This window comes from Phenylobacterium sp. (genome assembly GCF_013822795.1).
Taxonomy (GTDB): Bacteria; Pseudomonadota; Alphaproteobacteria; order Caulobacterales; family Caulobacteraceae; genus Phenylobacterium.
On sequence record NZ_PNLB01000007.1, the window covers coordinates 196248 to 207337 of the forward strand.

Annotated in this window: 11 protein-coding genes and 1 pseudogene; all 12 read right to left on the reverse strand. The window is 66.4% G+C overall.

What is annotated here, in order from left to right; translation table 11 throughout:
* The gene (gene lpxA, locus C0481_RS08610) at positions 1 to 792 is read right to left on the reverse strand and encodes an acyl-ACP--UDP-N-acetylglucosamine O-acyltransferase (RefSeq protein WP_293402693.1); all 792 of its coding nucleotides are present in this window, start codon (positions 790 to 792) and stop codon (positions 1 to 3) included.
* 2 nt (positions 793 to 794) lie between these two features.
* A complete protein-coding gene (gene fabZ, locus C0481_RS08615; protein WP_293402665.1) occupies positions 795 to 1262 on the reverse strand; it encodes a 3-hydroxyacyl-ACP dehydratase FabZ in 468 nt (155 codons plus the stop codon).
* Positions 1259 to 2275, reverse strand: a complete 1017-nt coding sequence (gene lpxD, locus C0481_RS08620; RefSeq protein WP_293402667.1) for a UDP-3-O-(3-hydroxymyristoyl)glucosamine N-acyltransferase — start codon at positions 2273 to 2275, stop codon at positions 1259 to 1261. Before lpxD ends, fabZ begins: the two co-directional genes overlap by 4 nt.
* A gap of 41 nt (positions 2276 to 2316) precedes the next feature.
* Positions 2317 to 2946 carry an OmpH family outer membrane protein gene (locus tag C0481_RS08625; RefSeq protein WP_293402669.1) on the reverse strand — a complete coding sequence of 210 codons (630 nt, stop codon included), beginning with the start codon at positions 2944 to 2946 and terminating at the stop codon, positions 2317 to 2319.
* A gap of 9 nt (positions 2947 to 2955) precedes the next feature.
* Positions 2956 to 5358: an outer membrane protein assembly factor BamA gene (gene bamA, locus C0481_RS08630; protein WP_293402671.1), complete on the reverse strand. Its 2403-nt coding sequence runs from the start codon at positions 5356 to 5358 to the stop codon at positions 2956 to 2958.
* Between the two features lie 31 nt (positions 5359 to 5389).
* Positions 5390 to 6607 carry an RIP metalloprotease RseP gene (gene rseP, locus C0481_RS08635; RefSeq protein WP_293402673.1) on the reverse strand — a complete coding sequence of 406 codons (1218 nt, stop codon included), beginning with the start codon at positions 6605 to 6607 and terminating at the stop codon, positions 5390 to 5392.
* A 22-nt stretch (positions 6608 to 6629) separates the two neighbouring features.
* Entirely contained in the window at positions 6630 to 7826 is a 1197-nt protein-coding gene (gene dxr / locus C0481_RS08640) for a 1-deoxy-D-xylulose-5-phosphate reductoisomerase (RefSeq protein WP_293402675.1), read from the reverse strand.
* Positions 7814 to 8653, reverse strand: coding sequence for a phosphatidate cytidylyltransferase (locus C0481_RS08645; protein ID WP_293402678.1), 840 nt, complete (start codon positions 8651 to 8653; stop codon positions 7814 to 7816). Before C0481_RS08645 ends, dxr begins: the two co-directional genes overlap by 13 nt.
* A complete protein-coding gene (locus tag C0481_RS08650; protein WP_293402680.1) occupies positions 8634 to 9389 on the reverse strand; it encodes an isoprenyl transferase in 756 nt (251 codons plus the stop codon). Before C0481_RS08650 ends, C0481_RS08645 begins: the two co-directional genes overlap by 20 nt.
* A gap of 34 nt (positions 9390 to 9423) precedes the next feature.
* Entirely contained in the window at positions 9424 to 9987 is a 564-nt protein-coding gene (gene frr / locus C0481_RS08655; protein WP_293402682.1) for a ribosome recycling factor, read from the reverse strand.
* A gap of 40 nt (positions 9988 to 10027) precedes the next feature.
* Positions 10028 to 10747, reverse strand: coding sequence for a UMP kinase (pyrH, locus tag C0481_RS08660; RefSeq protein WP_293402685.1), 720 nt, complete (start codon positions 10745 to 10747; stop codon positions 10028 to 10030).
* A gap of 97 nt (positions 10748 to 10844) precedes the next feature.
* Positions 10845 to 11090 (reverse strand): annotated as a pseudogene (locus C0481_RS08665) (elongation factor Ts); the annotation flags it as partial.

An 11090-nucleotide genomic window follows, 5' to 3' on the forward strand; every position in this document is an offset into this window, starting at 1 on the left:
CTAGACCTCCCGCTCCGGCAGGCAGAGCGGCCGGCTGGCGTCGGCGCGGATGAAGTCGACGATCTCCATGACCTCGGGCGACTCCGAATAGGTCTCGACCGTGTCGTCGAGCCGTTCCTGGAACGTGCCTTCGTCAGCGAACAGCATCCGATAGGCCGCACGCATGGTGTTGATCGTCTCGCGGCTGAACCCGCGGCGCTTCAAGCCCAGCAGGTTCAGACCCTCGAGGTGAGCGTGGTTGCCCCACACCGAGCCGTAGGGAATGACGTCCTTCACGACCGCCGCCAGGCCGCCGACCATGGCGTGGCGGCCGACGCGAGTGCGCTGGTGCACAGCGGCCAGGCCGCCGACGATCACAAAGTCGGCGATGTCGCAGTGGCCGCCGAGGGTCGCCTGCTTGGTCAGGATCACCTGGTCGCCGACGATGCAATCGTGCCCGACGTGGCTCTCGATCATGTAGAGGCCGTCCGAGCCGACCTTCGTCACCCCGCCGCCGCCGACGGTTCCGGTGTTCATCGTCGCATGCTCGCGAACGACGTTGCGATCGCCGATGATCAGCTGCGTCGGCTCGCCCTTGTAGGCGGTGTGCTGCGGCGGCCCGCCGAGCATGGCGAACGGATAGACCGCATTGTCCTCGCCCAGCGTGGTCACCCCGTCGACAACAACGTGCGAGAAGAGTTTCGTCCGCGCCCCGAGCTTCACATCGGGGCCGACGGTGCAGAACGGCCCGATCACGACCCCGTCGGCCAACTGGGCCTTGGGATGGATGACGGAGCTGGGATGGACGTCGATGCTCATGGGGTCTCCACCAGCATGGCGGCGAACTCCGCTTCGGCAGCGGTCTTGTCGCCGACCATGGCCTTGCCTTCGAACTTGAAGAGCCCCCCACGGGCGCGCAGCACCTTCACGTGCATGCGCAGGACGTCGCCCGGCCGCACCGGCTGCCGGAAGCGGCAGTTGTCGACCGACGTGAACAGGATGGTCTTGCCGGCGCGATCGACATTCAGCGTCTTCGACATCAGCACCGCGCCGGTCTGGGCCATGGCCTCTACGATCAGCACGCCGGGCATCACCGCATAGTCCGGGAAGTGCCCCTGGAAGAACGGCTCGTTGATGGTCACGCACTTGATGCCGACGATCGACTCGTTGGGCCGATACTCTTCGGCGCGATCGACCAGCAGGAAGGGATAACGGTGCGGGATCCGCTCCATGATCTCCGCGATGTCGATCGAGACCTCGGCTGTCGCCACGTCGTTGCTCATTTGTCGGTCCCTTTGCGGTTGGCGGAGCGCGACAGCCAGGCCACCTCCCGCATCCAGCGTCGAATAGGTTGTCCGGGCACGCCGCCCCAGGTCTCACCGGCCGGGATGTCGCGGAACACGCCGGCCGCAGCGGCCACCTGGGCGCCGTCGCCGATGTTCACGTGGTCGGCCACGCCTGCGCGGCCGCCGAAGGCCGCTCCGTCGCCGATCACGACGCTGCCCGAGATGCCGGTGTGCGCAGCCATGACGCAATTCCGTCCCACACGCACGTTGTGGGCGATCTGCACCAGGTTGTCGATCTTGGTGTTCTCGCCGATCACCGTGTCGTCAAACGCGCCACGGTCGATGCAGCTGTTGGCGCCGACCGTCACCCCGTCCTGCAGGATGACCCGCCCCAGCTGCGGAATATCCACGACGCCCGTGGCGCCTCCAGCCGCGCCAAAACCAGGCTCGCCGATCCGCGCGCCCGCCAGGACGCGCACCCGATCGCCAAGCAGCGCAAAGCCGAGCGTGACGTTCGCGCCGATCACGCAGTCGCGGCCGATGGCCACCCCAGGCCCGATGACGGTGTTGGCCCCAATCTCCGTCCGCGCGCCGATCCGGGCTCCGGGCCCGATCACCACGCCGGGCGCCAGGTGCACGTCCTCCTCCAGCACCGCGTCGGCGGCGACCGGCTCAGGCCCCGCGTAGCGGCGCGCACGGTGCAGCCTGGTCGCGGCCGCGGCATAGGCGGCCTGCGGCGTCGGCGTGACCAGCGCCACACACCCGGCTGGCGCAAGGTCCTTGTCGCGCGCAGTGACGAACACGGCGGCGGCCTTCACCGCAGCCAGATCGGCTGCGTACTTCTTGTCGGTCAGAAAGGTGACGGTGTCCGCCTGGGCGCTGGCCAGGACGGCCACGCCGCGGACCTGGCGTTGGCCTTGGTCCGCATCGGAAAGTTCGGCGCCTGTCAGGCTCGCCAGTTCGGCGAGCGTGACAGGGCCAAGGTCTTCAAAGAATCGGGGGTCGGGCATGGGAATCCTCAGCTCGACCCGCCTTTATCGCGAGTCGCGCCCTACTTGGTCGCGGCCGGAGCAGCAGCTTGGTCGAGACGTTCACGATCGAAGGTGAACTGGGTGATCTTCGCGTTCAGCGCGGTCACGACCGGCTGGCTGATATCCATCGCCGGGTTCGACAGCACGACGCTTTCGCGGTTGATCAGCAGGCTGCACTGACGCTGCTGGTACACTTGGCTGACGATCGGCGTCAGCTCCTGGTACACGCGGCCCAGGGCCTTCTGCTGCGTCGCCTGCAGCTCGCGGCCACGCTGCTGTTCCTTGCGCTGATAGGCGTTGGCCTTGACTTGCAGCGCCGAGGCGCGGGTCTCGAACGTATTCTGGTCGAGGGTCGCGCGCTGGGTTTCCAGCGTCTTGGCTTCGTTCTGGATCGCGGTCTGCTCGGCCTTCAGCTCGGCTTCGACCTGGGTCGCGATCTGCTGCAGGCGGGTCTGCACGTACTTGCCGACGGTCGAGGTCGCGATCGCACCTTCCACCGAGACGGTGCAGACGCCGGGCAGCGCCGGGCCGTGAGTCACCGCAGGCGCCGCCGGAGCGGCAGGCGCGGCCGCTTGCGCGAAGGCCGCGCTGGAAGCGGAAGCGGTGATGGCGGCGACACAGGTCGCCGCGACAAGGGCTTTGATCGTCATGTGGTGAATCTAGAACCTGGTTGAGGTGGAGAACCGGAACGTTTCGGTCTTGTCGTAGTCTTCTTTGGCCAAAACTTGGCTGAAGTCGAATCGGATCGGGCCCATCGGCGAGCGCCAGAAGACCGACAGACCGGCCGTCGCACGCAGCGACAGATCGTCATAGATCAGCGGATCGACCGTGCCGTCGGCCCGCAGCTTGTCCTTGTCGTCGAGCAGGCCGAGCGTGCCGACGTCGGTGAACAGCGCGGCCTTGATGCCATACTGCTCAGGCAGGCCGGTCGGAATGGTCAGCTCGGCCGAACCGATCGCATAGGCGCGGCCGCCGAGGGCGTCCGAGCGCCCGAAGTTGGTGTCGCGCGGACCAATGCCGGCGGTCTCGAAGCCGCGGAAGCTGTTGCCGCCCTTATAGAAGCGGCTGTTGACCCGGACGGTGTCCCCGCTCCAGCCGGCGATGTAGCCGCCTTGGCCGGTGACGCTGAGGATGAAGTCCTTGTTGAAGCCGTAGTACCAGCCGCCGGTCACTTCGGTGCTGATATAGTTCACGTCGCCGCCGATGCCGGCCAGGTCCTGGCTGACGTCGAAGCGGAAGCCGCGCGTCGGATTGATCGGGTCGTTCCGACGGTCATAGAGGTAGGTGTAGCCGATCAGCGAGGTCAGATACTTGCCGCGCTGGGCGCAGAGCGACAGCGAGACCAGCGGCGCGGTCGGGTCGCAATAGGCGTCATCGATCTGGACGTCTTCCTGGCGCAGCGTGTAGCGCGTCGACATCCGCGAGTTCAGCGTCAGCGGGAACGCCATGCGGACGTTGCCGCCCACGGTCACGGTCTTATAGGCCGAGTACTCAGTCAGGTCGTAGCGGTACGAGTAGAGATCGACGCCAGCGCCCAGGTCACGGCCGAGGAACCGCGGCTCGGTGAAGCCGAAGTCGATCTGCTGGCGCAGCGAACCGACCGACACCCGGGCGCGCAGGCTCTGGCCGCGACCGCGGAAGTTCCGCTCGGTGACGCCGAGGTCGAGGATCAGCTGGTCGACCGACGAATAGCCGGCGCTGAACGAGAGTTCGCCCGTGGGCTGTTCTTCGACCTTCACCTGCAGACGGGTGCGATCGGGCGCCGAACCGGGCGCCTCGTCGATGGTCACGTCCTTGAAGAAGCCGAGCGCGCGGATGTTGTTGCGCGAGCGATCGACCAGGGCGCGATTGTAGGCGTCGCCCTCGACGAGGTTGAGTTCGCGACGGATCACGTAGTCGAGGGTGCGGGTGTTCCCGGTGACGTCGATACGCTCGACGTACACGCGCGGCCCTTCGCGGACCTGGAAGACCACGTCGACCAGGCCGGTCTCGCGGTTCGGCGTGTAGCGCGGACGCACGTCCACCGCGGCGAAGCCGGCGGCGCCGGCCGCGAAGGTCAGCGAGTCGGTCGCCGCCTCGATTTTTTCGTCCTGGTAGATCTCGCCCGAGCGGATCGGCACCAGCTGCTGAAGCACGTTCTTGTCGAGCTTCTGCAGTTCGGTTTCGACCGTGACCTTGCCGAACTTGTACTCCTTGCCCTCGTCGAGGGTGTAGGTGATGACAAAGCCGTTCTTGTCGGGCGCCAGTTCGGCGATCGCCGAGACCACGCGGAAGTCATAGAAGCCGCGGTTGCGGTAGTGCTTGCGCAACTGCTCCTTGTCGTACTCCAGGCGGTCCGGGTCGTAGTTGGCGTTGTTCGAGAAGAACTTGTACCAGGTCGACTGCTCGGTCACGACGACATCGCGCAGGTCGTTGTCCGAGAACTCGCTGTTACCCAGGAAGTTGACCCGCAGCACCCCGCTCTTGGGGCCTTCGTTGATTTCGAAGATCAGGTCGACGCGCTTTTGCGGCAGCTCGACGATCTTCGGCGTCACGGTGGCCGAGATCCGGCCGGAGCGGCGATAGAGCTCGACGATCCGCTGAACGTCTTGCTGCACCTTGGCCTTGGTGAAGATGCCGCGCGGGCGCACGGTGACTTCGTCGCGCAGCTTGTCTTCCTTGAGGCCCGAGTTCCCTTCGAAGACCACCTTGTTGATGATCGGGTTCTCGACGACCGTCACGATCATGTCCGAGCCCTGCAGCTCGATCTTCACGTCGGCGAACAGGTCGGTGCGGAACAGGGTCTTCAGCGCCAGGTCGGCCTTGGCGGGGTCCAGGACCTCGCCGGGCTGGATCGGCAGATAGGAGAGCACCGTCGACTGCTCGATCCGCTCGTTGCCGCGCACGATGATGCGCTGGACGACGCCGGACTGCTGGCCTGGGTCCTGCGGCGCAGGCTGCGGCTGAGGCGGCGTCGCCTGTTCCTGCGCAAGTACGGCGCTGGGGATGACGATCGCCGTCGAGCCCATCAGCAAGGCAAGGCCGGAGGCGAGCGCGGCGCGGCTAGCGCGGGGTCTTTGCATCGTATCAGCCGTCAATGGAAAAGCGCGGGTTTCAGGAGAAAACGCCGCCGAGGATTTTGAACACACGCAGTTGCTGCAGATCGTTCCAGGTGGCGAACAACATCAATCCCAACAGCAGCGCAAGCCCCACCCGGTAGCCCGCCGCCTGGACCCGCGCCGCCACCGGACGCCGCGCCACCGCCTCATAGGCGTAGAACAGCAGGTGTCCCCCATCCAGCACAGGGATCGGCAGCAGATTCATGAAACCGATGCTCACCGAAACGAACGCGGCCAGCTGGAGCAGATTGACGCTGCTGCCGAGGATCATTCCCCCAACATCAGGCGCCCCCTCGGCTCCGGCCTGCGCAACCTTGCCGGAGATTCGGGCGATTCCGAGAGGCCCGCTGAGCTGATCGGGCGAAACCTGGCCCGTCACCATGCGGCCCAGATAGTAGACCGTCGTCTCCAGCGTGCGCCACGTGCGCTGCACGCCGCCGGCGACCGCCTCGACCGGATTGTACCGGACGTGCACGAAATCATCGCGCGTCTGGGCCGGAGTGAGGCCCAGCATCCCCTGCCGGCGGGTGCCGGCCACCGAGTCGCTCCGCTCGACCCAGCGGGGCGTGGCTTCGATCGCGACCTGGCTGCCGGCTCGCTCGACCACGAAGGCCGTCGGAACGTTCGCGCGGACCTGGACGATCTCGGCGACCTCGTCGAAGCCGCGGATGCGGCGACCATCCGCCTGAACGATCAGGTCGCCAGAGCGGAATCCGGCCTGCTCGGCCGGGCTGCCCGGCTGCACCGAGGCGATCTTTGCCGGCAGCACGTACTGACCAAAGGCCAGCAGCAGCGAGGCGAACAATGCCACGGCCAGCACGAAATTTGCCACCGGGCCCGCGGCCACGACGATCGCGCGCTGCCAAAGCGGCTTGAAATGGAAGTAACGGGCGACGGCCTCATGTCCTTCGCGCCGCTCGATCGCGCGACGCATGGTGCCGAGATCTTCGGCGTCCGGCACGCTGGAGGCGTTTTCGTCGCCGGTGAACCGGACATAGCCGCCCAACGGGATCCAGCCCACGCGCCATTCGACGCCGGACTTGTCGGTCCACGAGGCGATCGCCTTGCCGAAGCCGATGGAGAAGCGGTCGATGGCCACGCCGAACATCTTGGCGGCCAGGAAGTGCCCTAGTTCGTGGATGGTGACCACAAGCCCCAGCACCAGCACGAAGGGAATGACGAAGGTCAGAGCGGTGAGGATGAAATCGAGCATCTGCTGTTACTCCTCCGCGCGCCTAGCGCCCTAGGCCGCTGACGACCTCGCCGGCGACGCGACGCGCCTGCGTGTCGGTTCGCCGAGCGTTCTCGAGCGTGTCGCCGTCCGTCGCCCCCGCGACCAGGCCCTGAGAATCAACGCGTTCGAGGGTCTCAGCCACCGTGGCGGCAATATCGAGAAAGCCAATCTTGCGGTCAAGGAAGGCGGCCACGGCGACCTCGTTGGCGGCGTTCATCACCGCGGGCGCGGCCCCACCGGCCGCCAAAGCTTCTTTGGCGATCTTCAAGGCGGGAAAACGGCGCAGGTCCGGTTCTTCGAAGGTCAATTGCCCGATCGCCGCCAGGTCCAGGCGCGGCGCCGGCCACGGCAGCCGGTCGGGCCAGGCGAACGCGCAGGCGATCGGCGTACGCATGTCGGGCGGCCCCAACTGCGCGAGCGTCGAGCCGTCGCTGTACTCCACAAGGCTATGGATGATCTGCTGATGATGGATCAGCACCTCGACCCGCTCGTTCGTCATGCCGAACAGGTAGGCGGCCTCGATGATCTCCAGGCCCTTGTTCATCATCGTCGCGGAGTCGACCGAGATCTTCGCGCCCATGCTGAAGTTGGGGTGCGCGACGGCCTGCTCCGGCGTGGCGTGGGCCATCTGCTCGGCCGACCAGGTTCTGAATGGTCCGCCGGACGAGGTCAGGATCAGCCGATCGACGCGCTGGGCGTTCATCGGATCGAGAACCTGGAAGATCGCCGAGTGCTCGGAATCGACCGGAATGACGACGCCGCCCGCCAGTTTCGCGGCCCGCAGCAACGAGGGGCCGGCGCAGACCAGGCTTTCCTTGTTGGCCAGGCCGATCACGGCCCCCGCCTGCGCGGCCGCCAAGGTCGGCGCAAGGCCGGCGAAGCCGACGATCGAGGACATCACCCACTGGGCGTCCGCGCTTGCGGCTTCGACGACGGCGCTGTGGCCCGCCGCCGTCCCGATGCCCGAGCCGTCGAGCCGCTGGCGCAGCTCGGCCAACTTGCTCTCGTCCTCGATCACCGCGAGCTTGGGACGCCAGCGCAGGGCCTGTTCGGCCAGGCGTTCGACATTGCGGCCCGCCGTCAGGGCCGTGACCTCAACCTCAGCGCCGGCTTTGTCCAACAGGTCCAGAGTCGAAACGCCGACCGAGCCGGTCGAACCCAGAACGCTGACGCGGCGAGGCAAAGTCAATGCGCCCATCCCCAATGATTGATCAGTCGCGCGGCGGCCAGGACGACCACGGCGAACATCAGACCGTCCACTCGATCTAACAAACCGCCGTGACCGGGAATCAGGTCCCCGGAATCCTTCACGCCGAACCGGCGCTTGAGCATCGACTCCCAGAGGTCGCCGGCCATGGTCGCCAGGCCGCCCAGCAAGCCGATGAGCGCCCCGGCGGGCACGCTGAGCACGATGGCGCTGAAGGCGGCCATGGTGGCGCCGGTCGCCGCCGCGGCCACGAGGCCGCCGATGAAGCCGGACCAGGTCTTGTTAGGCGAGAACTTCGGCCACAGCTTCGGGCCCTTCAGGGCGCTGCCGACGGCGAAGGCTGCGATGTCCGCCGCCCAGGCGACCGCGAACAGCAGGATCGTCCACTGACGCCCCTCGGGCATGCCGCGCAGCCACACGAGGCAGACGACAGGAATGGCCAGGTAGATGACCCCGAATGCGGCGTTCGTCGGCCTCTCGGAGACGCCGCGCGCCACCAGCGCGGCGGCCACCGCGCCAAGCGCCGCAGCGCCCCACGCCAGGGGCATATGCGATTGATACGCCAGGAAAGCGGCCGCCAGGATCGCAACGGTCAGCGCGGTCGACACCCGGACCGGCGCCGTCGGGGCGGTCATGGCGCCCCACTCGATCGCCAGCAAGGCGACGGCGACGGCGACCAGGACGAGGAACATCCAGCGCAGCCCCGGCAGGTCCGAGAACCACACGGCGCCCAGCACCGCGGGCACCAGGACCGTGGCCGAGGCGACGCGTACGCCCAGATTGGCCCAGTCGAAACGCCTAGCCTGCGGCAAGGACATTATCGGCCACGGCGCCGCCGTAGCGCCGCTCGCGCTTTTGGAATTCTTCGATCGCTGCCCGCAGATAGTCAGCGTTGTAGTCGGGCCAGAGCACGTCCTGGAAGACGAACTCCGAATAGGCTGTCTCCCACAGCAGGAAGTTCGAGAGCCGCTGTTCGCCGCTGGTCCGGATCACCAGGTCCGGATCGGGAATGCCGGCCGTCGACAGCTTGCCCTGCAGCAGGTCTTCAGTGACGTCCTCAGGCCGCAGACGGCCCGCCGCAGCCTCGGCGACCAGGGCGCGCGCTGCGTCCATCAGGTCGGCCCGTCCGCCGTAATTGAAGGCCACCTGCAGGAAGAACTTGTCGTTATGCGCCGTCTGGCGCTCCGCCCGCTCGACGATCTCAGCGACATCGGGCGGCAGCCCGGCGCGACGGCCCAGGATGCTGACCCTCACGCCCTCGCGCGCCAGCTTGTCGAGATCGGAGTTCACATAGAGCTTGAGCAGCCGCATGACCTCGGCGACCTCGCCCGCCGGCCGACGCCAGTTCTCGGTCGAGAAGGCATAGAGCGTCAGCCAGCGAACGCCTTGCGCCGGGGCGGCTTCCACCACGCGCCGGATCGCGTCGACCCCCTTGGGGTGGCCGACTTGACGCGGCAGGCCGCGGCGCTTCGCCCAACGGCCATTGCCGTCCATGACGATCGCCACGTGCAGTGGCGCGTCCGGCGCAGGCGGCTGTTGATCGATCGTGCCCATGAGTTCCCGTTCGTCCTCGATCCTGGTGGGACGATTAGACCTGCATGATCTCTTGTTCTTTGGTTTTCAAGGCTTCGTCGACGCGCTTGATCGCCTCGTCGGTAAACTTCTGAACCTCGGTCTCCATCCGGCGCTGCTCGTCCTGGGTGATCGAGCTGTCCTTCTCGGCCTTCTTCAGGTCGTCGTTGGCGTCGCGGCGGACGTTGCGGATGGCGATCTTCTGCTGCTCGGCGTACTTGCCGGCGATCTTGGCCAGGTCCTTGCGGCGCTCCTCGGTCAGCGGCGGGATCGGCACGCGCAGGCTTTGCCCATCGACCACCGGGTTCAGGCCCAGGCCGGCGTTGCGGATCGCCTTCTCGACGGACACCACCAGACCGCGGTCCCAGATGTTGACGCTGATCGAGCGCGGCTCAGGCACGCTGACCGAACCGACCGTATTCAGCGGAACGGTGGAGCCGTAGGCGTCGACCATCACCTGGTCCAGCAGGCCGGCGGAGGCCCGCCCGGTCCGCAGGCTCGCGAACTCGTCCTTCAGGGCCGAGATCGCCTTGTCCATGCGATCCCGATACTTGCTGAGCACCGGCTTTTCCGCAGCCATAGGATTGTCTCCCAAGATATTGGTCTAATTCGGTGAATGGTCAGGCGATCGTCGTGAAGACGCCCTGCCCTTTCAGCACTTTGAAGAAATTGCCCCGTTCGCGGATGGAAAAGACCACGATCGGGATCTGATTGTCACGCATCAGAGCGATGGCCGAGGCGTCCATGACCCGCAGGTCCTTGGCCAGGACCTCTTGATAGCTCAGGGTCTCGTAGCGCTGGGCGCTCGGGTCCTTCTTGGGGTCGGCGGTATAGACGCCGTCGACGCTGGTGCCCTTGAACAGCGCGTCGCAGCCCATTTCGGCCGTGCGCAGCGCCGCGGGGGTGTCGGTCGTAAAGAACGGCGCACCCAGACCGGCGGCGAAGATCACCACTCGACCCTTTTCCAGGTGCCGCAGCGCCCGGCGACGGATGTAGGGTTCGCAGACCGCTTCCATCGGAATGGCGGATTGGACGCGGGTATAGACGCCGATCTTCTCGAGCGCGCCTTGCAGCGCCAGGGCGTTCATCACCGTCGCCAGCATGCCCATGTAGTCGGCGTTGGCGCGGTCCATGCCCTTGCCGGCCAGCGAAACGCCCCGGAAGATGTTGCCGCCGCCGATCACTAGGCAGAGCTCGATCCCGTGATCGACTACTTCCTTGATGTCCTCGGCCACCGCTTCGATCGTCTTGGTGTCGATACCGAAGAGCGAGTCGCCCATCAGGACCTCGCCCGACATCTTCAAGAGGATCTTCTTGTAGCGGGGCTTGGTTTCGGACATTGCGGCTTCCGTCGAGAATCTAGCTGGGTACTACATAAACCAAGGGCGCCGTGCGCGTCGAACGCACGGCGCCCTTGGGCGTCCTAAATCAGGCGGATCAGCCTTGGCCGGTCATCGACGCCACTTCGGCGGCGAAGTCGTCCTGCTTCTTCTCGACGCCTTCGCCCAGGGCGAAGCGCACGAAGCCCTTCACGGCGACCGGCGAACCGGTTTCCTTGGCGGTTTCGGCGATCAGCTGCTCGATGGTCTGATCCGGGTTCATGACGAAGGGCTGCTTCAACAGCACCACTTCTTCCTGCCACTTGCGGATCCGGCCTTCGATCATCTTTTCGACGACGGCCAG

Bases quoted from the DNA above. Each gene is read 5' to 3' on its own strand.
- fabZ (WP_293402665.1), bottom strand. From the start codon at position 1,262: ATGAGCAACGACGTGGCGACAGCCGAGGTCTCGATCGACATCGCGGAG.
- lpxD (WP_293402667.1), bottom strand. From the start codon at position 2,275: ATGCCCGACCCCCGATTCTTTGAAGACCTTGGCCCTGTCACGCTCGCC.
- C0481_RS08625 (WP_293402669.1), bottom strand. From the start codon at position 2,946: ATGACGATCAAAGCCCTTGTCGCGGCGACCTGTGTCGCCGCCATCACC.
- bamA (WP_293402671.1), bottom strand. From the start codon at position 5,358: ATGCAAAGACCCCGCGCTAGCCGCGCCGCGCTCGCCTCCGGCCTTGCC.
- rseP (WP_293402673.1), bottom strand. From the start codon at position 6,607: ATGCTCGATTTCATCCTCACCGCTCTGACCTTCGTCATTCCCTTCGTG.
- dxr (WP_293402675.1), bottom strand. From the start codon at position 7,826: ATGGGCGCATTGACTTTGCCTCGCCGCGTCAGCGTTCTGGGTTCGACC.
- C0481_RS08645 (WP_293402678.1), bottom strand. From the start codon at position 8,653: ATGTCCTTGCCGCAGGCTAGGCGTTTCGACTGGGCCAATCTGGGCGTA.
- C0481_RS08650 (WP_293402680.1), bottom strand. From the start codon at position 9,389: ATGGGCACGATCGATCAACAGCCGCCTGCGCCGGACGCGCCACTGCAC.
- frr (WP_293402682.1), bottom strand. From the start codon at position 9,987: ATGGCTGCGGAAAAGCCGGTGCTCAGCAAGTATCGGGATCGCATGGAC.
- pyrH (WP_293402685.1), bottom strand. From the start codon at position 10,747: ATGTCCGAAACCAAGCCCCGCTACAAGAAGATCCTCTTGAAGATGTCG.